We start from the raw sequence: 26,155 nt of genomic DNA on the forward strand, positions 1-26,155 counted from the left end.
AATATTAATTTCTGTTCAAAAAGCAATAAATTAATAGCTGATAGCTGAGTGCTGTTTGCGCAGCATTCCGTAGGAAGTGCTTACTATTAAATTACAAATTTTAATGATGAATAACCAAGTAAAATTAGACCGATATAAACAGGAATTAGCTAAAATTTATAGTCAGAGAAGTCAAAACTACGATGAAAGTAAATGGCATTCTCAGATTACCCATCGCCTGGTTGCATCTGCACAAATTAAACCAGGAGATCAAGTTTTAGATATTGCTACTGGTACGGGTCATGTTGCTATTGAAGTAGCTCAATTAGTAGGCGATAATGGTCGGGTAGTGGGAATAGATATTTCTAGTGGAATGCTCGAACAAGCAAGAAAAAAAGTTGCACAATTGAACCTTAAAAATATTGAATTTCAGTTAGCAGATGGGGAAAATATCGACTTTCCAGCTAACAGTTTTGACCTAATTTTTTGTGCTAATGCTTTTCCCTTAATGGCAGATAAAGCAGCTACTTTACGTCTTTGGTCTCAGTTTCTCAAACCTGGTGGTTACATAGGTCTTCATAGTATTACTGAAACAGGTTTTACGGGGATAGTTGTTTTGGAAAAAGTATTAGAAAATCATGGCATAAATCTTGATTTTTTTCATTTATCAGATACTGTAAATTCTATTGAAAAATACCAGAATTTATTGATACAAGCAGACTTAGAAATAATTTCTGTTGAAATGGAAAATCATGGGAGTTATCTGAGTTTAGAAGATGCAAAAAAAAGGTGGAATTTAGTTTATTATCCTTCTCCAAGAAATATTCCCAATCCACTTACACAACTTTCCTCCAAGGAAATAGAACAAATTAAAGCCGAATTTGAAGAAGAATTAGAACAGTTAATGACACCAGAAGGAATTTGGAATAATGGTACTACTTTTTTGGTATTAGGTCGCAAAGCAGTTCTTCAATAACTAATATCAATTTGATAAAGGTGTGTCAGTCCACGACAAATTTTGCACAAAACGGTGTCAGTCCAGTAGGGTGCGTTAATGAAATGTAGCGCACCATCTAGATTTTAATTTTCGGTGTATTACGCTGATGATTTCACAGGAGGATCAAGTCAGTAGGTGGAAAGGAGGTGACTTTAGAGTCAGAAATAGGTATAATTCCCACTATTGTTTTGGGTAAAAATTTATAGCAGTCGAAACAAAGATTAGGACAGATCAAAAGCTTAAAACTCAGACAAAGCAAGATTTTCCTTCTTCCTTCTTTCTTCTTCCTTCTTTCTTCTGCTATACCTTCCATAAACCCAGTTTCGGATAAAAAGTACAAACAAAAAAAGAGGTCAAAAGACCTCTCTTTAACTACCATTTTTCAAAACAGTAATTTGTAATTTAAAGTAACCCAGTATTTGTTCCTTGCTTACCAGTAGCTAACTTGACATTAACAATTTTACCGCCCATTTTCATAATTCTTTGTTGTTCCTGGAACCAGCTATCATAAGGAACGAGCTTGGTAAAGTAAGTATTTTGTAGTTCTCGTTGAGTACGAATACGAGTTTGACTTGGAACACAAGCAGTAATCTGAAACATTCTCATAATACAAATTTCTCCTAATACTTAGTGAAGATTTTCTTAAATCTTTTTGTAAAACATTCAGGGTAAACAGTCAAATACTTATCTAAATTATCATCAAGTTTTGAGATTATCTAAACCCATATATTGACACTTAAGCGATCGCCTCAAATCTCAAACCTAAAAAATCCTAAGGCAGGGAACCTATAGAATCAATGCTAGTTTACTAAAACAAATTATTTATTCAATAATCAGCCTTTGGTAATCTAACACTCATACTAGGCTTCCCTAGCCTTATAGTACAACATCAGTCAAATCAAAAGGGTAAATCTACCTTTTTTGTCTTTTTTACTGATTGCCAAATTAGCTCAACCCAGAGCAAATGTAGTCGAAGTAAACGCCCATTTCCTTTCCAGCATCAGGACCAACTAAGCCAGCAGTAACTTCCTTCATAGCTTGAATAGCTTGTACAGTAGCACCGATGGGAACACCCAAAGAATTGTAAGTTTCTTTTAAGCCATTTAGTACGCGCTCATCCAAAATAGAAGGATCGCCAGCTAACATAGCGTAGGTAGCATAACGTAGATAATAATCCAAGTCGCGGATGCAAGCAGCATAACGACGAGTGGTGTACATATTACCACCAGGACGAGTAATATCAGAATAAAGTAGAGACTTAGCTACAGCTTCTTTAACAATAGTTGCAGCATTCGCACTGATAGTAGTTGCAGCGCGAACTCGTAGTTCACCTGTGGCAAAGTAGTTAGTTAGCTTCTCTAGAGCACCAGCATCAAGGTATTTACCTTGAATGTCAGAAGAATTGATAACGGAGGTAATTGCGTCTTGCATTATTGATTGATTTCCTTAAATTTGCTGAATCTTCAAAATTATTGGATAGTGGAAGGCCAGGATTTTAGAGATTTAATTATAGACTTCAACTTGATATTTTAGGAAATTCCAAATTATTGAAATCTTCCCTTCTCATCAATTTTCATCTAACCTCTAAAAAATATTTAGCCTTAACTCATAGCACCAATAACATAGTCAAAGTAAGTACCAGCTTCGCCCGCATCATCACCAGAGAGAAGGGAAGTAGCAACATTCTTCATGCAGCGAACACCTTCAGCAACAGCTTCGATGGGAGTGCCCAAAGACTTATACATTTCAGTAACACCTACGAGTCCGATCTCTTCAATAGGAGTAACGTCTCCAGCAACAATACCGTAGCTGATCAAACGCAAATAATAATCCAGATCGCGCAAGCAAGTAGCAGTCATTTCTTCACCGTATGCATTACCACCGGGAGAAACAACATCAGGACGCTTTTGGAAAAGTTGGTTTCCAGCTTCCTTAAGAATACGCTCGCGAGATTCACTCATAATTTGAGCAATCCGAACGCGACGCTCGCCAGAGGTAACAAAAGCCTTGATTCGGTCTAATTCGCCAGGACTCAGATAACGAGCCTCAGCATCTGCATTAACGATTGATTTGGTGATTATACTCATGCTTTATTCCAACAGAGTTAAAGTAAAGGTAAAAGGTTGCTTAAAAATTGGTGAGCTAATAAGAAGGACAAAGTACCCTCTGACATAACTACCTTCAGCAAGTATTTTGAGGCATTTTGTTCACTTTCTCATTATTTTCTTAATAGTTTGTAATATTTCCATAGCAATCAGGGTAATTTTGGGCCAAAAACGCTTTGATTATTTAACAAATGACAATATATTTAAAACTTTTGTCTGAATATACATTTTTTTATTTCCGATCCTAGGCAAAGGCCATTTCTAATCTTCTCTAGATGGAAGGCCATTACCTACAAAAATATACAAACAAAAAATTTGACCCTAATTAGGGTTTGCGCTTCACTAGTCTTTTAGTAGGGGTAGGAGACAACCCACCCGCGGGCCTTTCCCTGGAGGCAGGGTCTATTTATTGTCACGCGAGCGAAAAATTGATGTGGGGATGGGAACCCACCCCTAGCCCCTCCCCCTCCCAGGAGGGGAATGTGGGGGGATGGGGAGATGGGAGATGGAGATATTTGTATATTTGCACAATTATTCATATTAATATTCTCCCCAGGCAATGAATTAGCCCTGCTCCCAGGAGGGGAAGACAGGAGAAAACCCACCCCTAACCCCTCCCAGGAGGGGAGAAATTGGAATGAGCGAGGAGGTAGGAGCTAAGTTTTGTTCCTTGATTTTTCTGTCATACTATGCGCCTAAAATACAAACCATGTATGAGGGTCAAGAGCTGATTCCCAGGCACTGCAATTCGACCCCAAAAAGCCTAAAGTCTTTATATGTCAATGCTTTTAGATTTAATCAGCAAGCCCTAATTACATGGCTAGATAGATAATTTTGCTCATTTTTCACTTCATCATACCTATAGTCAATCAAATAATTCTCCTCACTCACTTTTCTCCCTTTATTCCCTATTTCCTAATTGTTAAGTATTCTAAAGGGATTAAATTTTGAGGAAGCGGATTTCACATTAAAGGAGATCAAAAAAAACTCAATATTTTGCAAACACTTTCTCAGACTAATATGTGAATTTTTTTCTAGAAAAAATATATTTTTAGTGTTGAATGTATGACTCAGGAGGATTAAATTGATGTAATTAAAATCATCCTGATTCCTATATAGAGATTGAGAATAAGCGGATATAGACTATTCTCAATCTTTAAAGTTATGAACAAACAAATATTTTCAATTGTTTTGGTGAATTTTGCATTAGCAGTAATCGGTATTATTCCAGAAATAACAAGTAATTTAACTAATGTCAAATTAGATAAATTACAATCTGAAGACAAAATTCAATCCGAGCTGATTGCTCAGAGAGAGCCATTTAAACGAGGTGACAGTCGTACAGATAGAAAAAGCGAAGAGAAATAGAAATACAGCATCATTCAGAATTAATAAGTCATAAGAATCATTTGAATAACTGAGGGTAATTATGCATAAATTATTCAGTAAGTAGTTAATTAATGGATAATTGATAATTGATAATTACCTCTGGTTAAAACCGCTCTTGATTGAAGATAAGGAAATATTATTTCTTTTTTTTTCCTTAAAAGAGGAGGCTTCAAGGCGCGAATTATTTAATTATTAATTATTAATTATTAATTATTCGGTAAAATTAAATATAAAATAGTTGTAAAAAATAACAGAGATTAAATGATTTTTATTAACTCAACTAACATCTATTAACTCTCTTGAGTGTGTCTTACATTCTGAGGGAACCTCAGAATTACACACTCGCTTCTGAGTTTTGACTTCTGACTTTAGTGAAACGGTATCACGCATCTTTAAAAATGCTTAAGTATTCCATTTCCTTACTACTGTACTACTTAAAATTTAAGACTCTGCCAAATTCCCATCTAAAGCGTCACGTATTCACCAACGCCTAAATTAGGACTTAGTATTAGAAACGCTCACCAATACCGAAGTGGAAACGAGTATCACCTTCATCATTAATAGCGTAATCAACTCTAATTGGACCGAGAGGAGATTGTACCCGAATACCAGCACCATAACCTATACCATCTCCTGGTTTCTCCCTCACACCTCCAGGATTACCAATAACAGAACTTTGACTATCAAATACTGTTGCAGCATCAATAAATAAAGCGCCTCCAAGAAATCTAAATACAGGAAAGCGATACTCAACAGTTCCCAACAAGAATGTACGACCTGCTCCTACAGAACCTTCATCATATCCACGAACTGTATTAGTACCACCTAGAGGAAAAGCTTCATAAGGAGGTAAATCTCCAATTATATGACCAGCTTGTACATTAAAGGCCAAAGCTTCAGGTCCATCAACGAATTTAGTAAAGTCTACTGGAATATAGAAACTGTAGTTAGCTCGTAAACGATTCAATGCAATCTCTGCGGAACCTATAGGAATAGACTGTTCTGTACCAAATCTTAGTAAACTACCAGAAGTAGGTTGTCGGCGATTATTACGTCGATCGTTAACAATACCAAATTGCAGAGTAAGTAGATCGTCCTCTCCAGAATCATCAACAGTCAATTTATTACCTAATTCATCTCTCGGTTCAGTATCACCATCACTATCCTGAATTTCTACTCGTTCATATTTTAGTCCCAAAGAAGCTGTCCACTCCGGTTCCACAAATGGATTAGGAATAAACGGACGGGTGAAACTAACTCCACCTCCTGTACGAATAACTCGTGGGTTATCACCATTAGGCAGATCGACATCGCGCTGATCGTTTTCGTCGTCAGAATCAAAAATCACTGAAATTGCCCGTCTTCTGAAGGCATTAACAGTGTAAGAAAGGCGGTGGTCATCTCCACCTACCCAGGGGTCGGTAAAGCTAATATCAGCAAGTAATAATCGTTCACCTACTTGAAACTCGCCACCTAATTTCTGATTATTACCACCAATGTTTTGTTGTTGATAACTAACTGTACCAAATAATCCACTGGCAGAACTAACCCCACCGCCAAATGCTAGAGAACCTGTACTTTTCTCTACAATATTCACAATCACATTTGCCTTGTTAGGATCGTCTGGTGCTGGTTCTAAACCCAAGGTAACATCTTCAAAAATTCCTAAACCAAACACTCTCCTAATATCTTTTTCTGCTGTTTCTCGTTGGAAGATATCGCCTGGTTGAAGCTGAATTTCTCTAGTGATAATATATTCACGAGTACGACCCTCAATTAAATTACCTTCTTCATCTGTTGTTTCTCCTTCTGCACTCACAAAGCGCACTTGAATATCTTTAATTTCTCCTTCTGCAACTTCGAGAGTAACTGCACCATCGTCACTGACTTGGGGAGCGCCAATAACTTGTCCGAGAACGTAACCGTTATCTTGATACCATTGGTTAACTTGTTCGACACCTCCTTCAAAAATTTTCAGATTCAGAGTTTCACCATATTGCTCACCAAATATTCTGTCTACTTCACTTTCAGGGAATACTTGAGAACCTTCTATTGTTACAGAGTTCAATACAGGGTTGGGTTCAACTTCAAAAGTTACTCGTACACCAAGGGGAGTATCTTCTGGTAATGCTTTCACGTTTCGGAAGAAACCAGTGGCAAATATGGCGTTAATGTCTCTCTGTAGTTGAGAGCGAGTTGTGGTGCGTCCAGCTTGAGTACTAATTACTTGGTAAACTTGGTCTTCTAGTTCTCCGTCTACTCCACTAACTACAACTTCGGCGACTAGCACTAAGGGTTCTGCTTCTTCTGTAGAGGGTTCTGTTGGTTGTGATTGAGAAAGAGTAAATTCTTCTGATTCTATTGCGGAGGGTGGGGTGTCGCTATCTGGTTCTTCGGGGACTTCTTCTTCTGGGGATGGCATTTGGGCCAAATTATCTGATGGGTCTAATGTTGATGTGAATTTCTGTTGATTTTGAGTAATTTCACCATTAAATAAAATTTCTTGAGACAGGATAGAAGCAAATTTTTTATCTGTGGTTGGTTCTAATTTAGTTTCTCTACCCTTTGCCAATTGTAAATCCTGAAAATTTTTCCGGCTATTTTCGACAATTTCTGAGGTAGGAATATGAGCAGCAAACTGTTTATTTGTAGTAGGATCTAATTTAATTTCTCCACCCTTTGCTAACTGGAAATCCCGAGAATCTTTACTCTGATTATCGACAATTTCTGAGGTAGGAATATGAGCAGCAAACTGTTTATTTGTAGTTGGTTCTAATTTAGTTTCTACACCCTTTGCTAACTGAAAATCCTCAGAATTTTTACGGCTATTCTCGACAATTTCTACATCAGGAATATGAGCAGCAAACTGTTTATTTGTAGTTGGCTCTAATTTAATTTCTCCACCATTTGCTAACTGGAAATCCTCAGAATTTTCCCGGCTATTCTCGACAATTTCTGAGGTAGGAATATCAGAAACAAACTGTTTATCTATAGTCGGCTCTAATTTAATTTCTCCACCCTTTGCCAACTGGAAATTCTGAGAATCTTTACTCTGATTATCGACAATTTCTGAATTAGAAATATCAGAATCAAACTGTTTATTTGTAGTCGGTTCTAATTTAGTTTCTGCACCCTTTGCAAATTGTAAATCCTGAGAATTTTCCCTCTCATTTTCCACAATTTCTAGTTCAGGAATATGAGCAGCAAATTGTTGATTTGTAGTCGGCTCTAATTTAATTTCTGCACCCTTTGCTAACTGGAAACCCTGAGAATCTTTACTCTGATTATCGACAATTTCTGAGGTATTAATATCAGAAACAAACTGTTTATCTATAGTTGGTTCTAATTTAGTTTCTCCACCCTTTGCCAACTGAAAATCCTCAGCATTTTCCCGGCTATTCTCGACAATTTCTACATCAGGAATATCAGAAACAAACTGTTTATCTATAGTTGGTTCTAATTTAGTTTCTCCACCCTTTGCCAACTGAAAATCCTCAGCATTTTCCCGGCTATTCTCGACAATTTCTACATCAGGAATATCAGAAACAAACTGTTTATCTATAGTTGGTTCTAATTTAATTTCTCCACCCTTTGCCAACTGAAAATCCTCAGAATTTTCCCGGCTATTCTCGACAATTTCTGAGTTAGGAATATCAGAAACAAACTGTTTATCTATAGTTGGTTCTAATTTAGTTTCTCCACTCTTTGCTAACTGGAAATCCTCAGAATTTTCCCGGCTATTTTCGACAATTTCTGAGTTAGGAATATCAGAAACAAACTGTTTATCTATAGTTGGTTCTAATTTAGTTTCTCCACCCTTTGCCAACTGGAAATCCTCAGAATTTTCCCGGCTATTCTCGACAATTTCTGAGTTAGGAATATCAGAAACAAACTGTTTATCTATAGTTGGTTCTAATTTAGTTTCTCCACCCTTTGCCAACTGAAAATCCTCAGAATTTTCCCGGCTATTCTCGACAATTTCTGAGTTAGGAATATCAGAAACAAACTGTTTATCTATACTTGGTTCTAATTTAGTTTCTACTATTTTATTGATTAGAGATAGTTGAGGAATATGTTGATTTTCAAAATTTTCTAAAGCGAAAGCGAAAAATTCTGCAAATTCCTTATTAACAACAGAACTGTGTTTACTACTTAAACTTTTACCAATAATTACAGGTTTTGTAATTTCTCTAACCTTAATAAAATCATAAAAATCAAGTTTTACTGCTTCTTTTGACCAAGATATATCAGAAAAATTATTATCAATACTACCAAATACTTTTTTTGAAGGTAAATTAGACCCTAACTCTAAAAAATATTTAGTAGAAGAAAATTTATTAAATTGTTTTCTTGAATTAATCGATATAGCAATAAAATTACTATCTATATCAGAATTACTCTTCGGTATTTTAGCATTAGCAGATTTTGAGATTCCAAAAGTTGTTGAAGCCGCAAAAATGATCGCTAAGAACGGAGACAACCGCATATTATTCTATCCCCTACAATCCACACACCAGTTAAATTTTTCATACAAACTGTAAAATTGTACACCATTGCCAGGGTTATCAACCCGTCTGAGCCAAAATCCTTTCTAAGACTTGTTGATATGCTGTTTCTACATTACCAAGATCGCGACGGAAGCGGTCTTTGTCCATTACTCTCAAATTTGAATCAGTTTGAGATTGGTCCCAAAGTCGGCAGCTATCTGGACTTATTTCGTCCGCAAGAATCAAATTATTTTGCCAATCTAGGCCAAATTCGATTTTGAAGTCCACCAGAGTAATTTGACATTGATTAAAGAAATTTTTGAGAATGTCATTAATTTTTAGGGCAAAAGTCCGTATTTGCTCCAATTGTTCTGGGGTAGCTAGTTCCATTATTAAGAGGCGATCGCGTGTCAAAAGTGGGTCTTGAAGACTATCATTTTTATAGCAATATTCTACTAAGGGAAACTTCAAAATAGTTCCTTCTGCTAATCCAGTTTGTTTACAAAGACTACCCGCAGCAATATTTCTCACAATAACTTCGATCAGCAAAATTTTCACCTTTCGGACTCTCATTTTATCTGGTGCAGGACAGTCAATAAAATGAGTAGGTATACCATTAGCTTCCAGTAGTTTAAATATATGACTAGAAATAGTACAATTAATTCTACCTTTCCCAGTTATTGTGCCTCTTTTTTGAGCATTAAATGCTGTGGCATCATCTTTAAAAGAAGTAAGTAATATTTCTGGGTCGTCAGTAGTATATAAAATTTTTGCTTTACCTTCGTAAAGCTTTTGATTAGATGACATAAAAATTCTTGAATAGAAAGTAAAAATAGAGCGATGAGCGATCGTTATACCGTTTCACGAAACTCAGAAGTCAGAAGTGAGACTTGATCGGCTAAAAACTTTGACAAGACAATAGTTTCAGGCAATTATTTGACATTTAAAGGAGCGAAACCATTTGTGACATCCTTAAAGTGAATTGTTATTACTATAGCAATGTGCGCTGGCATATTTACAAATTGCAGGAGGTGTCCAATAGCTAAAAGCCTTATATTATCAGCAATTTATTCCCCCTTCCGGAGCTGTTGCCTTCCGGAGCTGTTGCCTGCGCACAGCGCTATAATTACTCTTTTATGTGCATATCACAGTAGAAGCTTAATGTCAATATCTTAACAGGTGGAAAGATTGGTATAGACAAACAATAAGATTAGCTAAACCGTCGAGAAGCCTCACACCATAATTTTCAAGAGGAGTGTGAGATGAATCGGCGGTAAATGAATGGGACTCGACGTCCCATTCATTGACAAATTTTATGTTATAGTGGTATTAACCTGGGAAGCGCGAGCTAACAACTACCAGTGATGAACCATGAAAATCAAATAGGATATGGGGTTGTATCCCATAAATCCTAGTAATCTGTTGGGAGCGTAAAATCTTATTGCGGAACTAGGTGCGTAGCTTTTTGCTGTGCAAAAAGGGCGGCGGGGCATCCCGTCCTTAAAGCACGCGCTTGTCCGATGCAATAGCAGGACTGTGAAGCGAGAAGCCCACACTATACCGAATGGTTAGTGTGGGAGTATGTCACATTAAACAAAATTAATACTCAATGTCTTGCCTGAAAGTCTCTTTTCTGAGAGGATAATAAAAGACCAAAATTTCTGCAATCAGATCGAGGAATGAAACAGATGATGAATTGGACAAAATCTGTAGCAATGAGTACTTTATTATCAATTGCTGCTATTGGTAGTATGAGTCTTACTTCTGTAGCAGTAGGATCGCCTCAGAATACTAAAAGTGTAGAGCAGTCTATCACTATCCCCACTGAAGCTGAAGAGCAACTAGCTCATCGTTATGGTCATGGTCATAGGTCTTATGGTAGCTGTCGTCGAGTAGCAACTCGTCATCGCAACTTGCGAGTTAGGACACATCCTTGGGGTAGAATTATAGGAGGTTTACATCCTGGTGCTCATGTCCGTGTTATTGGTTACCGTCATGGTTGGGCAAGAATTTCATCCCCTTATTATGGTTATGTATATAGTCGTTATTTGAGACATTGTTAAACTTCACCAAAATCAAATAAATTTTGCTAGGAAAAATCGCGGATGACTAAGAGTTACCGCGATTATACTTCCGATAGCAACTGTGAAATTTCTGTACACCGCTTACGCTATTGCAGCATTATTGTCAAATCATCAAAAAATGTAATACCATCTCCGGTTTAATACTCATAAATAACTAATTATACGGAACAGAGAATACGAAGATGGAGAAAGTTTTTTCTCACTAATTAATGCAGACATGATATAAAGTGAGATGTAGTTACAAGTCATAAGAATCAGTTTTTCTCACCGAAAATGTGAAGACAATGCAAATATAGAATCAAAAATCAAGAACGACAACGCAAACAACTAACAAAGCAAAAGGAGTCAAAAGTGAGCGATTCAATTATTGAATTACTAGATGAACTACCTAGTGATAATCTAACAGTAAAAACACTCAATGCTCTAGATTTCGTAGTACCTGGCGAGTGGGAAAATGTAGTAGGTTTTGATAAAACTATTGAAGTAATTACAGGTGAGACAGATGCAGACAGAATTATGGATATCCGCAATAAAGCGATCGAGCTATACAATGATGCCGATAATGGATATCAGGGAGCTATATGGTATTACAACCTAGTTGATAATGTAGACGGCGCTCTTGCAGCAGCAGCTATGGCCGAAATAGTCAGTGAAAAAATCCCCTTTTTAAGCTTTTTAGGAAACTTAACTCCGAAAGCTGACACAACTCAATCTGTTGACCTGTGCCTAAAAATTGTAGCAGAGTTGATAGCTTATAGTAAACTCAATGGTCTGCCCATTCTTAATCCAGGAGAATTTGTCACAAACCTGACTGAGGAGTATAGTGGTCCATCTCTAATGCGAATGGCTGCTTTAGTTTGTCTTGATGGTTTGATACCTCTAGGTCCAGACTTCCTGCAAAAAGTACAAGAGACCCTTGATGGAGAAGGTGAAAGTGCTTTTGCAGATAATGCAGTTTTTGGAGCAATTAGCGATACCATTCCTGGAGATGACAAATTTGGCTTTATTAGTGAGACCTTCGGAGCAGTTCAAGGGTGGATAGATAACTTGGTTGGGTCAGTTGGTTTAACCCCAGAAAGTATTTTTGACAAAATTGGTGGCTTTATCGACTTTTCCGATGACGCTTTAGATGTTGTAGCTGCATTTCTAGATAAAACCACAAATTACTTTCAACATACAGGCACTCAATCTGTAGCTAGAAAGTTGATACAGCGTGCAGCAGAAGAAGCTTGAAGAAGGCAGAAGGCAGAAGGCAGAAGGCAGAAGGGAAAAGATAATTAACAAAGTCAGAAGTCAGAAGTTATTTTTGTAATGGGAATTTGAGCAAGCCTTCAAAAACCCGATCGCCATTTTCCGGCGGGGTTGCGCGACCCAATTATTTTGATAATTCTCATTTCCATACAAACTCCATTTGATGGTAACGCTACCGTGATAATATAAAGTCTTAGCCTTTTCAAACCAAAATGCCACTCCTAAATTATTTTGGGAGTGGGTTTTCCTTTGGCTATGGCGCTACGCGCAAGTCAGAGGTAAGTAGGGGCAAATGGCCATTTGCTGACGCAAAGCTGCCGAATGGCGCCCGTACAGAAGTTAGAAGTAATCCCTGACACTCGTTTGAGTGTTGATAATTGCCCTAACCTATATGCGTAGTGCTATATCAAATAAATAGACTCAGTGGACCAATATACATGACCAAAAAATAGGGTCGGTAGTGATAACTGATAACTGACAACTGATAACTGAAATGACATCTACCCGGTAATAAATTATGAATGATTCAATTCGCTTTCTGATGTGTGCCCCTGACCACTATGACGTAGACTATGTAATTAATCCTTGGATGGAAGGAAATATTCATAAATCCTCACGCGATCGCTCCGTTGAACAATGGTATAAACTCCACGACATTATTAAAGAAAACGCGGTCTTAGACCTAGTACCACCTCAAAAAGGATGGCCTGACATGGTATTCACTGCCAATGCAGGTCTGATTCTGGGAAATACTGTTGTTCTCAGTCGTTTTTACCACAAGGAACGTCAAGGAGAAGAACCCCATTTCAAAGAATGGTTCCTAAATCAGGGTTTTATCGTTCACGAACTCCCCAAAGACCTCCCCTTTGAAGGAGCAGGAGATGCCCTCCTAGATAGAGAAGGTCGTTATCTTTGGGCAGGATATGGTTTTCGTTCAGAATTAGACTCCCACCCACTTCTGGCAAAATGGCTCGACATCGAAGTACTATCACTGAGACTTATAGACGAGCGCTTTTATCATCTTGATACCTGCTTCTGTCCTCTAACAGGAGGTTACTTACTTTACTATCCTCCGGCATTCGACTCTTACTCCAACCGCCTAATTGAAATGCGAGTGCCACCAGAAAAACGAATAACTGTCGCAGAAGCAGATGCAGTTAACTTTGCCTGCAATGCAGTTAACATTAACCAAACCATCATTATGAACAAGGTGAGTGAAAGCTTGAAATCACTCCTTACCGAAGTAGGTTTCAACGTCATTGAAACACCTCTAAGTGAATTTCTCAAAGCAGGCGGTGCAGCTAAATGCCTCACTCTGAGAGTTACAGAGCCAATTATACCCGATCGTTATGCCGTTGTCCAAGTTGAAAGTCGTACCATTCGTATGGAAGGACATTTACTAGACTCTGGTTTGATCAACCAAGCTTTAGATTTAATAGTTGAAGGTGGGGGTAGTTTCAAAGTACTCAACTTTAATCTCGGAGAACAACGTCAAAGCACTTCCCTTGCTGAAGTGAAAGTTTCTGCACCTTCCCATGAGGTCATGGAAGAAATAATGAGTCAACTCATTGACATTGGTGCATTAGTGCCAACTGAAGATGTGGAGGATGCTAAGTTGGAGTCAGTGGAACAAGATGGTGTTGCCCCTGATGATTTTTATGTATCTACTATTTATCCTACTGAAGTTAGAGTCAAAGGTCAGTGGATACGAGTACAAAATCAAAGGATGGATGGAGCGATCGCCATTACTGAAACTGACGGTAAGATTCAAGCAAAATGTAAAGTGTTGCGGGATGTAAAAATTGGCGAAAAAGTTGTGGTAGATACGATCGGTCTACGCTCTATCCGCAAAACAGAATCCCGTGAAAAACGAAATAAAGAAGAGTTCAGCTTTATGTCTTCTGGCGTTTCTAGCGAACGTAGAGTAGAATTGGTTGTCGAACAAGTAGCTTGGGAATTACGGCAAATTCGCGATCGCGGAGGCAAAATAGTAGTTACAGCAGGTCCAGTTGTGATTCACACTGGTGGTAGCGAACATTTAGCACATTTGATTCGTCAAGGATATGTGCAAGCGTTGTTGGGTGGTAATGCTATAGCAGTTCACGATATTGAACAATCACTGATGGGAACTTCCCTTGGTGTAGATATGAAACAGGGAGTTGCTGTTCATGGTGGGCATCGACATCATCTGAAGACTATTAATACTATTCGGCGTTGTGGTAGCATTGCTCAAGCAGTTGAGACTGGTGTTTTGAAAAAGGGTGTGATGTATGAGTGTGTTCAGAATAATGTACCCTTCTGTTTAGCAGGTTCGATTCGTGATGACGGACCTCTACCTGATACTCAGATGGATTTGATTAAGGCACAGGAAGAATATACAGAGTTGTTGAAAGGTGCGGATATGGTTTTGATGTTGTCAACTATGTTGCATTCTATTGGGGTGGGGAATATGACACCTGCTGGAGTGAAGATGGTTTGTGTGGATATTAATCCGGCAGTGGTGACTAAATTGAGCGATCGCGGTTCTATTGAATCAGTGGGAGTTGTGACTGATGTTGGTTTGTTCCTAAGTTTATTGGTTGCCCAGTTGGAGCAGTTGACAAGTCCTTATTCTGTAGCTCAAGCATAACTTTAGAAGTTGGTGGTGGTGCATTGTAATAGTAGTGCATTGTCATTATTCTTGTTACCAGGCACGGCAGTGGGAGCATCTTGCTCCCGTGCTAATACCGTTTCACTAAAGTCATAAGTCATATCAAATCTGGTAGCATCGGTATAAAATCTTTTGAAGTAGGAGGACTGAGTCAACCCACCCCTCGCCCCTCCCCCGACCGTGGAGGGGAAAGACCGAGTCAGGAGGGAAAAAATTTATCAGGACTTACGCATGCAACTCCCTTGAAAACAGCATATGTAGGGGCGTTTTGCTCCGCAACATATAAAGCGGAGCTTTGCGTTAGCAGATTGTATGACGATAGTTATATCATGTCCGTTGGGGCGCGTTTGTGTAAACCTAAGGGTGAATATCTACAGGAAATTTAGGTTTTTTTCTTGCTCAATAGCCTTCCTCCCTCTTCCCTCTTCCCTCTTCCCTCTTCCTTCTTTCCTCTTCCTTCTTCCTTATTAATTGTTGAATCCTACCTGCTCGCTCATTCCCCGTTCCTCCTGTCTTCCCCTCCACAGTCGGGGTGAGGGGTGGGTTGTCTCCTACCCCTACTAAAAGACTAGTGAAGCGCAAACCCTAAGTAAAGTCTTTCAATGACTTTTATTATTAATAACATTCTTGATTTCATTCTTGGTATCAGAACTAATTCTCATAAGAAGAGAAAAGTTATGGCCAATCACTAAAGTCAGCTTTTTTCTCAATGCGTCAAGTTATAGAAGCTAATGAGTGAAAATGTCTAATTTATTGAATTGATTAATACTAATACCATTTCTCAAAAATAATGCTATACTTATGCAAAACTTCAATGATTAAGTAATTAGTAGAATTCAATAACGTGAAAAGCGATTATTAGCAAGTAGCGTGTTAATTATTCTTATGTTTACTATTCCCCTACTCCCCCCCTCAAGAAAACATAGAAAAGTTTTTGAGATTTGGTATAATCTGGCCACTTTTAACCAAGCACAACAAAAATAATTTTTATTTTTCTTAAGCACCCAAGGCAGAATTAATACTTCATCCAACCAGCTATCAGAACTCATATTAAATGTCTCTTCTCTTTTGACCCAATTTCATGTTTAATAATGTATAGCATATTGGTAGCTAATGTAGTATAGCTTAATCTTAATCCCAGTTAAGCAATTGGCTGAACATCTAAGAACCCTTTACTTCATTAAGCCCAAACTGCTATAAATTTTAGATAACTTGAAAATAAAAAAGAGTAGTTAGCCAGGGAAATAGAAATTAATTATGTATTGACTAAAGAAGAGATGACTTGAATCTGAGGTTTTCTAATCTATTTTTTGCAATTGTCAAATATGCTCATGTTAATTCAATTTAATCAGTTGATTTCAACTGCCATAAGTCTTTGATTATTTGCGAAATCCATTAATGATATTACCTTAATCATGGAGATTTAATCATTAATTTTTTGTGAATTCAACATTAATTTCCTGCAAAAAAATAACAATTAATTAGCTGATTTATATGTTAGAAGCTTGTATATTTTTAACCATATTATTTGGATTTTTCGGCATCATCTTTAAGAAAAATCTGGTGATGAAAATCGTCTCAATGGATATTATGAGTACGGGAGTTATTGCCTATTATGTGCTAGTAGCATCCCTAGATGGTTTGTTTACACCAATTGCGGATAAAACCAAAAATGTTGCTTATTCCGACCCTGTTCCCCAGGCCGTTATCTTAACAGCAATTGTAATTGGCTTTTCAATTCAAGCTTTGATGTTGGTGGGTGTGATGAAGTTGGCAAAAGATAATCCCACTTTGGAAACTAGCGCAATCGAAGAAAATAACACACCATCATGACCAAAAAATCAGGTCTAAATCCTCTCCTTTTAAGGGGATGAAAAGCGGTCGTTAGCGTAGCTTCCCGTAGGGTGGGATGGCGAGGAAACCTTGCCATATCCAATTGACCAAGAGAAACTAAACTTCAGTATTTTCTTGCTTCTTGCTTTCCTAGGTCATGCTGCGCAAACAGCGGTCGGTACTGATAACTGATAACTGATAACTGATAACTGAAATGACCAATATTACGATCGCCTGGATGGCATTACCATTTTTTCTTGGGTTTGTGATTTATTTACTACCCAAACTAGACCGCTTTCTCGCACTGGGAATAGCATTAGTTTCAGCTAACTATGCCTTGGCGATATTTTCAACCCAATCACTGTTAAATATACAGTTACTAGATAATTTTGGGGTAACTTTAACCATCGACCAACTGAGTGGCTTTTTTATCATCACTAATGCTATAGTAACACTCGCAGTTATTATTTACAGTTGGAGTAGCGAAAAAACTGCTTTTTTCTATATGCAAGTTGTGATTCTGCATGGTAGTGTCAACTCTGCCTTTATATGTGCAGATTTTATTAGTTTGTATGTAGCATTAGAAGTAATCAGTATTGGTGCATTTCTTCTCATTACCTATCCGCGTACAGATAGATCAATTTGGGTAGGATTGCGCTATCTGTTTGTCAGTAATACGGCAATGCTGTTTTATCTGGTAGGAGCAGTACTGGTATATAAAGCACATCATTCCTTTAGTTTTGCTGGTTTGCGCGGTTCGCCTCCTGAAGCAGTTGCTCTGATATTTCTAGGATTATTAGTTAAAGGGGGTATCTTTGTCTCAGGATTTTGGTTACCTTTAACCCACTCAGAATCACAGAGTCAAGTATCAGCAATGTTATCAGGAGTTGTGGTCAAATCTGGAGTGTTTCCCTTAGTGCGTTGTGCCCTATTTTTAGAGGAGATCGATCCAATAGTGAGAATTTTTGGTGTGACGACAGCATTATTAGGAGTAGGTTATGCCATTGTGGAAAAAGATACCAAGCGTACCCTAGCATTTAGCACCATTTCTCAATTGGGTTTTATTATGGCCGCGCCAGAAGTAGGAGGATTTTATGCATTGACTCACGGATTGGTGAAATCAGCACTGTTTCTCATATCAGGTATTTTGCCCAGTCGTAATTTTCAGGAGTTGCAAGACCGACCGCTCAAGAACTCAATCTGGATAGCTTTAGCGATCGCTAGTTTTTCAATTTCCGGTTTTCCTCTATTGTCTGGTTTTGGGGCTAAAATATTGACCTCCAAGAATTTATTAGCTTGGCAGGTTGTAGCAATGAATGTTGCTACAGTAGGAACAACAATTGTATTTGCCAAATTTATCTTTCTCCCCCACAAAAAGAGCGAAGAAAAAGGGAAAGTATCATTTGGGTTTTGGTGGGCGATGGTAATTTTACTCGGCGGATTGATTGTAGCAAATGCTGTTTATTACCAAGCTTATACCTTAAGTAATATACTGAAACCTCTAATAACTATTAGTATTGGTTGGTTGGCATATCTTTTGATTTTTAGGAAATTAATTCTTAAATTCCCTCGTGGGGTCGAGAAATTCGATCATTTGATTGGGGTGATGAGTCTAATGTTGATTATCGTTTTCTGGATGGTGCAGATATGACCAATATTACGATCATCTGGATGGCATTACCCTTTTTTATTGGTTTCGTTATCTATTTATTACCCAAACTAGACCGCTTTCTCGCACTGGGGATAGCATTGGTTTCAACTAACTATGCCTTGGCGATCTTTGTAGAACAGTCTCCTTTGAACATACAGTTACTCGATAATTTCGGTGTGACTTTAATCATCGACCAACTGAGTGGCTTTTTTATCATCACTAATGCTATAGTGACACTCGCAGTTATTTTTTACTGTTGGAGTAGCGAAAAAACTGCTTTTTTCTATATGCAAATAGTGATTCTGCATGGCAGCGTTAATGCTACTTTTATCTGTGCAGACTTTATGAGCGTGTATGTAGCACTAGAGGTGATCGGTATTGCTGCGTTCCTCCTGGTAGCTTATCCGCGTACAGATAGATCGATTTGGGTAGGATTGCGCTATCTGTTTGTCAGCAATACGGCAATGCTGTTTTATTTGGTAGGAGCGGTACTGGTATATAAGGCACATCATTCCTTTTATTTTGCTGGTTTGCGCGGTTCGCCTCCTGAAGCGATCGCCCTCATATTTTTGGGATTATTGTCCAAGGGTGGTATCTTTGTCTCAGGGTTATGGTTGCCTTTAACCCACTCCGAATCACAGAGTCCTGTATCAGCAATGTTGTCAGGAGTTGTGGTCAAAGCTGGTGTTTTTCCTCTAGTGCGTTGTGCGTTAATGTTAGAGGAAATCGATCCGATAGTGAGATTTTTTGGTGTGAGTACAGCACTTTTAGGGGTGGGTTATGCTGTATTTGAAAAAGATACTAAACGGATGCTGGCATTTCATACTATTTCGCAGTTAGGTTTTGTGCTTGCTGCGCCAGTAGTAGCTGGTTTCTATGCTTTGACCCACGGTTTAGTTAAATCTGCTTTGTTTTTAATTGCAGGGGTTCTACCAAGCCGTAATTTTAAAGAATTGCAGTATAAACCCATTGATAATCAGATTTGGGTTGCTTTAGTTATCGCTAGTTTTTCTATCTCTGGTTTCCCACTTTTGTCTGGTTTTGGGGCAAAAGTGTTAACCTCTAAAAATCTGTTACCCTGGCAGGTTGTTGGGATGAATATTGCTGCTGTGGGAACAGCTATTTCTTTTGCGAAATTCATTTTTCTCCCCCACCAGGAAAACGAGGAAAAAATCAAAGTCAAACTGGGTTTTTGGTGGGCAATAGTGGTCTTACTCGGCGGATTAATTGTGGCAAATGCTTTTTATTATGAGGCTTACACCCTAAAGAATATAATTAAACCTCTGGTAAGTATAGCTATTGGTTGGCTAGCATATCTATTTATTTTTAAGAAGTTGGCGATTAAAATTCCCCGTGTGGTCGAAGAATTTGACCATCTGATTGGGTTTATGAGCTTCATGTTAATTTTACTTTTCTGGATAGTATGGACACAATCGGATTTTTCAATATAATCAGGACTTACCCATGAGATACGAAAAACTAAGATTTGAGATTGCTTTCTGTTCCGGACTGCTGCGCAAACCCTGTCGGTAGCTTCGGACGAAAATACTTTGCAGTTACGTAAGTCCTATATAATATTACGGCTGACAATATGGTTTTTACTTACCGTTGATTTTAGTCTGGCCATCAATTGAGCTAATTTTCTTAACAGTCAACACTTATGATCGTTAGACTTATCTGAAAATTAAATTTTACGCTTGTTTTACGGGTACTTCAACCTAATTTTCAAAGATGTAGATTGAGAACTGTCATATGATAACTAAGGTAAGTATGAGTAACAAAATGAATGCAATATTTTCCCACATAAGTCCAGGTGATATCATTGCTTTGAAATTGAAAATTTAACGGCATAAAAGTTTATTATAGCAGAAATTAGTTATAACTGATTACTTTTTAATTACTGAATAGTATGGACGCAATTGCATTTTTCAATATAATATTACGACTGACAATATGGTTTTTACTTACCGCTGATTTTAGTCTGGCAAATATTATCATTGGTGTCAGTATCGCCTTTTTATTACCCCGCAGTCGTAAATCATTAGGCGCTCTAAAAGATTGGTTAGACGTGTTATGGGAAATTGTGGTCGCAATTCCCCAGGCCTATATAGAAGCAATACAAATTATGCTTCGCCCCCATAATGATGAAGTATTGGTTTGCGAAAAAGTTAAACCAAAACGAACGCCAGGATTGATATTTCTGGATATATTTTTGATTACTTTCACCCCTAAAAGCATTGTCTTGAAATACCACGAACAAGGTTGGTATGAAGTACACGTAGTGCAACGGAGGAAAAACAAATGAACTATGTTTTGATTTCTATGATTTTAGCTCTGCTCATACCCATTTATGAAGCTTGGCAGGATAATAATATTTGGCAGAAAGTACTCGCCTTTGCTAGTATTGCTACCAAAACCTCGATTATGATGTTGGTGGTATCAGTTTTGCGAGATGATTGGTCAATTGGAGTAGTTGCAGTTATCATTCTGAGTGTGGGTAATGCGGGATTAATGCTACTGGCAAATTTAATCAAAAGGTTAAACGAAGTATGATTGACATTTTAAGTTATAGCTTGATAGTTATCGGAATTATCTTCTGGTTCTGGGGAACATTCCCTCTGCTCGGGAATAGATCGGTTTTATTTAAACTCCATAGTCTTTCAGTAGCGGATACCCTTGGGTCGATGAGTATTGTTGTCGGTTTACTACTCAAAATTCCTGTTGAATGGCCGTTATTGCTCCTAGCACTGATTACTTTGGCAATTTGGAATACGGTTTTGGGATATGTTTTAGCATATTGCTCTAGTAGTGGTAATGGAGGAAAAAATGATTGATAGTTATGTTTATGTCATCATTGCTCTACTACCATTATCAGCTTTGATACTGGTATTTCAAGTTAATCCCTATAATGCTTTAATTATCCGAGCCATTTTAGGAGCAGTAGCAGCTTTGGTATATGCAGTTTTAGGAGCTGCAGATGTAGCTTTAACTGAAGCTTTAGTCGGTACAATGTTAGCTATTACTCTTTATGTTGTGGCAGTTCGTTCCTCTTTAGTAATGCGTCTGGGAATAGTTAAAGAGGTAGAGACAGAAACAGACAGTGGTTTTACTAAATTAATCTCTAAAATCAGACAAACTATTGATAAATATCATTTGCGTCTGGAATTAGTTGAATATCCCAACAAACAAGCTTTAGAATGGGCATTGATAGGTAAAGAAGTTCACGCTATCTGTAGTCAGTCAGAACAATTAGAACCAGATAACGAACCCACTTATCAAACTAGCATTAGAGTGCATCGTCTTTTTGAGATTATGCAAACCGAACTAACTTCATCAAAAACAACTGTGACATACATAACTGTACCAAACTTGGAGGGAAAACATTAATGAAATGGGTTTATCTTATAGCTGGAATAGCATTGTTCATCAAAGTGTTAGTTATGCCAAACCCACAAGCAGAATGGGAAGAAATTTCTATTGTAGGAGCGATCGTAGAAGATAGTGGAGTACCAAATGCAGTTTCTGGCATCATTTTTAGAAATCGACTCTACGATACAATTTTTGAAGTAGTGGTATTTACGATCGCTATTTTGGGCGTGGGTTTTCTCCTCGCAAATGAGAAACCCACTGAAAAAGTTTATCAATTTAGCGATCAACCTTCAATTGTCCTAGCGCGTCTGGGAGCAACTATTACCGCGTTGGTGAGTATTGAGCTAGCAATTAGGGGACATCTGAGTCCTGGTGGTGGGTTTGCGGCAGGGGTTGCTGGAGGAACTGCTATTGGTTTGATTGCTATTACTTCATCATCCGAACAGATGGAGAAAATCTATAAAAAGTGGAATGCTGCTACTTGGGAAAAGGTTTCGGTTTTAATATTTATTGTATTGGCAGCTATAACTCTGATGGGATTGGAATTACCTAAAGGAGAGTTAGGTACCCTTGTTAGTGGAGGCATTATGCCGATACTTAATATTTTAGTGGCACTAAAAGTAGCATTGGGTTCCTGGGCAGTTATTTTATTGTTTATTCGTTATCGGGGGTTGTTGTGAAGGTAGGGAGATGGGGGGATGGGGGGATGGAACTAAGTCAGAAGTTAGAAGATTGTACCAAATCCGTTGATCAAAAGTACCTTTTTCAAATCCCTCTCTAACCATCTCCCCACATTCCCCTCCTGGGAGGGGTTAGGGGTGGGTTCCCCATCTCCCCAAAAAATCATCAACGCAAACCCGCACAAATAAACCCACTCCAATATTCGGGATGCTCGAATGGATGCTCTTTTTGACAGGCTTTTTTTAATGGTTCCTCTTTAATTATTTTCGATATCTTTTTTTCCACTCGCTCCCGCTCCTCATATTCAAACTGCAACTGTTGATACTCTGGAGCATTTTCGGCACAACCATCAAGCTTTTGTTTTGCTGCCGCTTTCTTCTGAGATGCTAGCTGTAATTTTTTATTCAGCAACTGCTCTAACTCTTGATAATATTCCCTCTCAAACTCCTTCCCTGTTAAATGCCGTAAATCTTGTTGAGCTTTTTGCAACGCTTGGGGACGATTAAAACCAGTTTTTCGTTTTTGATGATAAAAAAAGGAAAACAATGATGTTGCTAAGTCATTTACTGCCCACAACGAGCTAATTACACCCCTGGCACCTGCACATAAAAAACCTGTATTTAAGGTCATGGTATCATCGGTGATTTCTGTGGTACCGAGATTGGTTTCGCAGCACGAGAGGAATACTTCGTCTAAGTCGGGGAAGCGGAAGGCGGGAGATAATAAGTCGCTCAATGTAATCCTGCCATCTGCTAAGGTTAATTCTGACTCCAGACTGTTGTCAAAGCGAGATTTGGCGTGATGACTGGATAATAATCCTTGTACTTCCTTTAATAATTCTTTGTAGTTGCTGACGGTTGCCTTGTTGCCTTGGAGATATTTATCAGTGTTATATATTTGTGCGACTTTTTGAGCTTCAAAACTGCTGAATGGCAAATCTTCTCGGGTATTTTCGACGATACCATAAGCGGGGGTTGGGGTGGATATGGGCGGACGTTGGGTGCAGAAGTCGAGGGTTTGGCAGCTAGACAGGGTGCGGATGAGGAATTGATCGCCGAGATATTTGTTATCTGCTAGGGGTAAGGCAGCGAAGGGGATTTGATGTAAGTACAAGTGGGGTATGACGATCAATTCTTGGATGCCTGTTAATTTCTCTACTAATTTATCTAACTGCAACCGCTGACTAATTTCTTTGAGGTTTGATGGCATTTGTTCATCCCAGAACAAGTAGGTTGACTCTAATTTTTCAAATTCTGATTCATCTAAAGACTGGCTACTACCGTCTTTAAAGAAGACCGTCACTGTGTCTATTTCTGGGTCCACAGAGTCGATTGTGTTGGGGTCACATCCTAACAATTTCGCTGCTACTATTGGTGATGAGGGTGGGCGATCGCTTTCAGGCATCCCAGACCAAACATAAGGCTCGAACCAGTTTTCCAACAACCATCTTTGCAAGTCGTCGAGGCCATGCCCGCAATGATGTAAATCTACGCGATTACCTACAAGTATAAAAGCGTAGGTGTCTTCTAAGGTGCTAAAAAAGCTTACAATGGCCGTAGTAGCCCTATCTCGCACCAGATTTTGCAATTTGTCTAATTCCAAGGGGTTTACTGCCAAACCTTCTGCTAATACTTCATCAAATTTGCGTATTTGGCGGTAAATTTTTTGTTTGTCTGCTTCTAAGGTGGTGATGCGGTCGTTCCTTGCTTGCCAGGAAGCGCTTATTTGTCTGGAGTTAGTAGTATCAAGAGTTCCTTGGTAGTAGTTGGGGGATTTGTTATTAAATCGCAAATTATCTAGTTGTCGTTGTATCTCTTCGTATTGCTGCAATAACTTGATAACTTCTGGGCGCGTTTCTCCTTGAGAATAGATATCTTTACTATACATTAAATCAACTAACTGACGGTTGCGAGATTGTTCGGCGTATGTTAAAGCTTGGGCGTATTGCCCTGTATTGACAAAGGATTGGATGATGTTGTTATAGACCCTAATGGCATTTTTGAGGATTTCTTGGCGGCTATTGTCGGTTTTTCTCCCAGTTCTTAATATTTCTGTTGCTTCTATGGCTTGGGTGTAAGCTTTGATAGCGTCTTCCCAGTTGCCTTGAATAAAGAATAAATAACCTAGAGAGTCTGCATTTCTGGCACAATCTACAGGCATTGTTTTGGGAGTTGCGATCTTCAGGGATTTTTGGAGATGAGCGATCGCCTGTTTGTGTTGCTCTAAGTAATAATAAGTGGTACCCAAATTTCCCAAAGCTACTGCTTCTGTTTGCCGATCTTCAATTTTTTCTGCGATTGTTAAAGACTGTTGGTAGAACTCTATTGCCTGTTCATATTTTTCTTGGGAAGAGTAAGCAAAACCTAAATTCCCCAAAGCACTTCCTTCTCCTTGAAAGTCTTCGATTTTTTGGACAATTTCTAATTGCTGTTGGAGAAAATCAATCCCTTGTTCGTATTTTCCCTGCTTAGAGTAAGCAAAACCTATATTTCCCAAAGCTTTTGCTTGTCCTCTAGGGTCTGAGGTATTTCGTGCAATTTGAAAATACTCAATCGCCTGTTCGTATTTTTCTAAACAAAGATAACAAAGACCTAAATTTGCTATAGCATTTGCTTCTCCTTGGCGGTCTCCGATTTTCTGTGCAATTTTTAATTGTTGTAGGAGGAAATCAATCGCCCGTTCGTACTGTCCTAAAACAAGGTAACAAATACCTAAATTGCCTAAACTACCTGCTTCTATTTTATGGTATGTAATTTCCCGTGCAATTTCTAAAGATTGTTTGTGAAACTTTATCGCCTGATCAAATTGTCCTAGATAACGGTAAGGAATACCTATATTTACCAGAACCTCCGCTTCCAATTCACGGTCTTTGATTTCTTGAGATTGAGCAATTTCTAATGCCTTTTGGAAGAACTCAATAGCTTGTTGGTATTGTCCTAGTAAAGTGTAACAAAGACCCAAATTTACCAAAGCACCTGCTTCCAGTTCACGGTTTTTGATTTCTCGCGTAATTTCTAAGCATTGTTGATGGCACTCAATCGCCTGTTTATATTGCCCATGTGAACCGTAAGTAACACCTAAAACCTCGAAGGAAGCTAGTTCTCCCATACGGTCTTTGATTTCGCGAAAGATAGTAATTGTCTGTTGGCAACATTGGAAGGTGAAAGTAAATAGGCTTGTTTGAGACCATCTCACACCTATCTCCAACAAAACATTTGCCGTCTCTTTTCTAATTGTAGAGTCTTTTTGGGAATTACCTAAAAAGATGCCTAATTTTAGGATTAGATTCGACAGAAACTTTGCACCATCAAAATTATCATTGTTCGCGAGGTATTCTGCTGCCTGCGCCATTACTGGCAATAAGCTCGGCACAATTAGTTGTTGATTGGTACTTAAAACTTTGTTAACTTCTTCCTGATTTCTACAGGCAAGCAGTTGCTTTATTAAATCGATAAATTCTTGTTCCATAGTGATATTAAGCCTAGGAAAATACTGGTCAAAAATGGGTTGTGCTCAAGGAAAATCAGCCCAACAAACATAGGTTTTTGTCAGGTGGCGCTACAGCCCAACCCAATTTTCTGTATTACGACAAATTATCCGGATTTAATACTAATTTTTCTGAATATTTCTTCTAGTATCCACCACTCTTTTGCGGTGGAGCAAGTTTATTTGAACCTCT

22 protein-coding genes are annotated in these 26,155 nt (G+C 38.3%); 13 read left to right on the forward strand and 9 right to left on the reverse strand.

Features of this window, described 5'->3' with window-relative positions; all coding sequences use genetic code 11:
• The first annotated feature begins 103 nt into the window (after window positions 1-103).
• Window positions 104-955 (forward strand): class I SAM-dependent methyltransferase, encoded by an 852-nt coding sequence (locus tag F6K15_RS12815; protein ID WP_293061321.1) that lies wholly within the window; start codon window positions 104-106, stop codon window positions 953-955.
• A 133-nt stretch (window positions 956-1,088) separates the two neighbouring features.
• Here the strand turns inward: F6K15_RS12815 and F6K15_RS12820 are convergent, their stop codons facing one another.
• The 4 genes from F6K15_RS12820 to F6K15_RS12835 all read right to left on the reverse strand — a co-directional run bounded on the left by F6K15_RS12820 (window position 1,089) and on the right by F6K15_RS12835 (window position 3,063).
• Complete coding sequence (locus F6K15_RS12820) at window positions 1,089-1,355, reverse strand: hypothetical protein (RefSeq protein WP_293061323.1); 267 nt, start codon at window positions 1,353-1,355, stop codon at window positions 1,089-1,091.
• Window positions 1,356-1,378: 23 nt separating this feature from the next.
• The gene (locus F6K15_RS12825; RefSeq protein WP_293061325.1) at window positions 1,379-1,582 is read right to left on the reverse strand and encodes a phycobilisome linker polypeptide; all 204 of its coding nucleotides are present in this window, start codon (window positions 1,580-1,582) and stop codon (window positions 1,379-1,381) included.
• Between the two features lie 339 nt (window positions 1,583-1,921).
• Window positions 1,922-2,407 (reverse strand): allophycocyanin subunit beta, encoded by a 486-nt coding sequence (gene apcB, locus F6K15_RS12830; RefSeq protein ID WP_293061327.1) that lies wholly within the window; start codon window positions 2,405-2,407, stop codon window positions 1,922-1,924.
• Between the two features lie 170 nt (window positions 2,408-2,577).
• Window positions 2,578-3,063 carry an allophycocyanin gene (locus F6K15_RS12835; RefSeq protein WP_293061329.1) on the reverse strand — a complete coding sequence of 162 codons (486 nt, stop codon included), beginning with the start codon at window positions 3,061-3,063 and terminating at the stop codon, window positions 2,578-2,580.
• Between the two features lie 1,182 nt (window positions 3,064-4,245).
• Between F6K15_RS12835 and F6K15_RS12840 the strand changes: the two genes are divergently transcribed.
• On the forward strand, window positions 4,246-4,449 hold the full coding sequence (locus F6K15_RS12840; RefSeq protein ID WP_293061331.1) for a hypothetical protein: 204 nt from the start codon (window positions 4,246-4,248) through the stop codon (window positions 4,447-4,449).
• Window positions 4,450-4,978: 529 nt separating this feature from the next.
• On the opposite strand, the gene F6K15_RS38335 is transcribed toward F6K15_RS12840, so the two are convergent.
• Entirely contained in the window at window positions 4,979-8,956 is a 3,978-nt protein-coding gene (locus F6K15_RS38335; protein WP_363267863.1) for a BamA/TamA family outer membrane protein, read from the reverse strand.
• Window positions 8,957-9,035: 79 nt separating this feature from the next.
• Window positions 9,036-9,764, reverse strand: a complete 729-nt coding sequence (gene purC, locus F6K15_RS12850; protein WP_293061333.1) for a phosphoribosylaminoimidazolesuccinocarboxamide synthase — start codon at window positions 9,762-9,764, stop codon at window positions 9,036-9,038.
• An 881-nt stretch (window positions 9,765-10,645) separates the two neighbouring features.
• On the opposite strand from purC, the gene F6K15_RS12855 reads away from it, so the two are divergent.
• The 3 genes from F6K15_RS12855 (at window position 10,646) to F6K15_RS12865 (ending at window position 14,921) form a co-directional block, all read left to right on the forward strand.
• Window positions 10,646-11,020 carry a hypothetical protein gene (locus F6K15_RS12855; RefSeq protein ID WP_293061335.1) on the forward strand — a complete coding sequence of 125 codons (375 nt, stop codon included), beginning with the start codon at window positions 10,646-10,648 and terminating at the stop codon, window positions 11,018-11,020.
• Window positions 11,021-11,392: 372 nt separating this feature from the next.
• The gene (locus tag F6K15_RS12860; protein WP_293061337.1) at window positions 11,393-12,274 is read left to right on the forward strand and encodes a hypothetical protein; all 882 of its coding nucleotides are present in this window, start codon (window positions 11,393-11,395) and stop codon (window positions 12,272-12,274) included.
• 535 nt (window positions 12,275-12,809) lie between these two features.
• Entirely contained in the window at window positions 12,810-14,921 is a 2,112-nt protein-coding gene (locus F6K15_RS12865) for a TIGR00300 family protein (protein WP_293061339.1), read from the forward strand.
• Window positions 14,922-14,923: 2 nt separating this feature from the next.
• Here the strand turns inward: F6K15_RS12865 and F6K15_RS12870 are convergent, their stop codons facing one another.
• Window positions 14,924-15,097: a hypothetical protein gene (locus tag F6K15_RS12870; protein ID WP_293061340.1), complete on the reverse strand. Its 174-nt coding sequence runs from the start codon at window positions 15,095-15,097 to the stop codon at window positions 14,924-14,926.
• 244 nt (window positions 15,098-15,341) lie between these two features.
• Window positions 15,342-15,524: a hypothetical protein gene (locus F6K15_RS12875; protein ID WP_293061341.1), complete on the reverse strand. Its 183-nt coding sequence runs from the start codon at window positions 15,522-15,524 to the stop codon at window positions 15,342-15,344.
• Window positions 15,525-16,436: 912 nt separating this feature from the next.
• On the opposite strand from F6K15_RS12875, the gene F6K15_RS12880 reads away from it, so the two are divergent.
• From F6K15_RS12880 to F6K15_RS12915, 8 genes are all read left to right on the forward strand, one after another.
• Window positions 16,437-16,775, forward strand: a complete 339-nt coding sequence (locus F6K15_RS12880; protein WP_293061343.1) for a cation:proton antiporter subunit C — start codon at window positions 16,437-16,439, stop codon at window positions 16,773-16,775.
• 214 nt (window positions 16,776-16,989) lie between these two features.
• Window positions 16,990-18,426, forward strand: coding sequence for a cation:proton antiporter (locus tag F6K15_RS12885; RefSeq protein ID WP_293061345.1), 1,437 nt, complete (start codon window positions 16,990-16,992; stop codon window positions 18,424-18,426).
• On the forward strand, window positions 18,423-19,877 hold the full coding sequence (locus tag F6K15_RS12890) for a cation:proton antiporter (protein WP_293061347.1): 1,455 nt from the start codon (window positions 18,423-18,425) through the stop codon (window positions 19,875-19,877). The genes F6K15_RS12885 and F6K15_RS12890 overlap by 4 nt, the downstream gene beginning before the upstream one ends.
• Before the next feature lie 458 nt (window positions 19,878-20,335).
• The gene (locus tag F6K15_RS12895) at window positions 20,336-20,731 is read left to right on the forward strand and encodes a Na+/H+ antiporter subunit E (protein ID WP_293061349.1); all 396 of its coding nucleotides are present in this window, start codon (window positions 20,336-20,338) and stop codon (window positions 20,729-20,731) included.
• Window positions 20,728-20,979, forward strand: a complete 252-nt coding sequence (locus tag F6K15_RS12900) for a hypothetical protein (RefSeq protein WP_293061351.1) — start codon at window positions 20,728-20,730, stop codon at window positions 20,977-20,979. Before F6K15_RS12895 ends, F6K15_RS12900 begins: the two co-directional genes overlap by 4 nt.
• Window positions 20,976-21,260 carry a monovalent cation/H(+) antiporter subunit G gene (locus tag F6K15_RS12905; RefSeq protein ID WP_293061353.1) on the forward strand — a complete coding sequence of 95 codons (285 nt, stop codon included), beginning with the start codon at window positions 20,976-20,978 and terminating at the stop codon, window positions 21,258-21,260. Before F6K15_RS12900 ends, F6K15_RS12905 begins: the two co-directional genes overlap by 4 nt.
• On the forward strand, window positions 21,253-21,813 hold the full coding sequence (locus F6K15_RS12910; RefSeq protein ID WP_293061355.1) for a DUF4040 domain-containing protein: 561 nt from the start codon (window positions 21,253-21,255) through the stop codon (window positions 21,811-21,813). Before F6K15_RS12905 ends, F6K15_RS12910 begins: the two co-directional genes overlap by 8 nt.
• Window positions 21,813-22,475 carry a Na(+)/H(+) antiporter subunit B gene (locus tag F6K15_RS12915; RefSeq protein ID WP_293061357.1) on the forward strand — a complete coding sequence of 221 codons (663 nt, stop codon included), beginning with the start codon at window positions 21,813-21,815 and terminating at the stop codon, window positions 22,473-22,475. The genes F6K15_RS12910 and F6K15_RS12915 overlap by 1 nt, the downstream gene beginning before the upstream one ends.
• 166 nt (window positions 22,476-22,641) lie before the next feature.
• Here the strand turns inward: F6K15_RS12915 and F6K15_RS12920 are convergent, their stop codons facing one another.
• Window positions 22,642-25,944 carry a CHAT domain-containing protein gene (locus F6K15_RS12920; RefSeq protein ID WP_293061359.1) on the reverse strand — a complete coding sequence of 1,101 codons (3,303 nt, stop codon included), beginning with the start codon at window positions 25,942-25,944 and terminating at the stop codon, window positions 22,642-22,644.
• Between the last annotated feature and the right edge of the window lie 211 nt (window positions 25,945-26,155).

The sequence above is a fragment of the Okeania sp. SIO2B3 genome (assembly GCF_010672525.1).
GTDB lineage: Bacteria > Cyanobacteriota > Cyanobacteriia > Cyanobacteriales > Microcoleaceae > Okeania.

Excerpts from the sequence above, each read along its gene's own strand:
- F6K15_RS12815 (WP_293061321.1), top strand. The coding sequence starts at position 104 with ATGATGAATAACCAAGTAAAATTAGACCGATATAAACAGGAATTAGCT.
- F6K15_RS38335 (WP_363267863.1), bottom strand. The coding sequence starts at position 8,956 with ATGCGGTTGTCTCCGTTCTTAGCGATCATTTTTGCGGCTTCAACAACT.
- F6K15_RS12910 (WP_293061355.1), top strand. The coding sequence starts at position 21,253 with ATGATTGATAGTTATGTTTATGTCATCATTGCTCTACTACCATTATCA.
- F6K15_RS12835 (WP_293061329.1), bottom strand. The coding sequence starts at position 3,063 with ATGAGTATAATCACCAAATCAATCGTTAATGCAGATGCTGAGGCTCGT.
- F6K15_RS12905 (WP_293061353.1), top strand. The coding sequence starts at position 20,976 with ATGATTGACATTTTAAGTTATAGCTTGATAGTTATCGGAATTATCTTC.
- F6K15_RS12915 (WP_293061357.1), top strand. The coding sequence starts at position 21,813 with ATGAAATGGGTTTATCTTATAGCTGGAATAGCATTGTTCATCAAAGTG.
- apcB (WP_293061327.1), bottom strand. The coding sequence starts at position 2,407 with ATGCAAGACGCAATTACCTCCGTTATCAATTCTTCTGACATTCAAGGT.
- F6K15_RS12855 (WP_293061335.1), top strand. The coding sequence starts at position 10,646 with ATGATGAATTGGACAAAATCTGTAGCAATGAGTACTTTATTATCAATT.
- F6K15_RS12890 (WP_293061347.1), top strand. The coding sequence starts at position 18,423 with ATGACCAATATTACGATCATCTGGATGGCATTACCCTTTTTTATTGGT.
- F6K15_RS12900 (WP_293061351.1), top strand. The coding sequence starts at position 20,728 with ATGAACTATGTTTTGATTTCTATGATTTTAGCTCTGCTCATACCCATT.
- F6K15_RS12895 (WP_293061349.1), top strand. The coding sequence starts at position 20,336 with ATGGACGCAATTGCATTTTTCAATATAATATTACGACTGACAATATGG.
- F6K15_RS12920 (WP_293061359.1), bottom strand. The coding sequence starts at position 25,944 with ATGGAACAAGAATTTATCGATTTAATAAAGCAACTGCTTGCCTGTAGA.
- F6K15_RS12840 (WP_293061331.1), top strand. The coding sequence starts at position 4,246 with ATGAACAAACAAATATTTTCAATTGTTTTGGTGAATTTTGCATTAGCA.
- F6K15_RS12825 (WP_293061325.1), bottom strand. The coding sequence starts at position 1,582 with ATGAGAATGTTTCAGATTACTGCTTGTGTTCCAAGTCAAACTCGTATT.
- F6K15_RS12885 (WP_293061345.1), top strand. The coding sequence starts at position 16,990 with ATGACCAATATTACGATCGCCTGGATGGCATTACCATTTTTTCTTGGG.
- F6K15_RS12880 (WP_293061343.1), top strand. The coding sequence starts at position 16,437 with ATGTTAGAAGCTTGTATATTTTTAACCATATTATTTGGATTTTTCGGC.
- F6K15_RS12820 (WP_293061323.1), bottom strand. The coding sequence starts at position 1,355 with ATGGTAGTTAAAGAGAGGTCTTTTGACCTCTTTTTTTGTTTGTACTTT.
- F6K15_RS12865 (WP_293061339.1), top strand. The coding sequence starts at position 12,810 with ATGAATGATTCAATTCGCTTTCTGATGTGTGCCCCTGACCACTATGAC.
- purC (WP_293061333.1), bottom strand. The coding sequence starts at position 9,764 with ATGTCATCTAATCAAAAGCTTTACGAAGGTAAAGCAAAAATTTTATAT.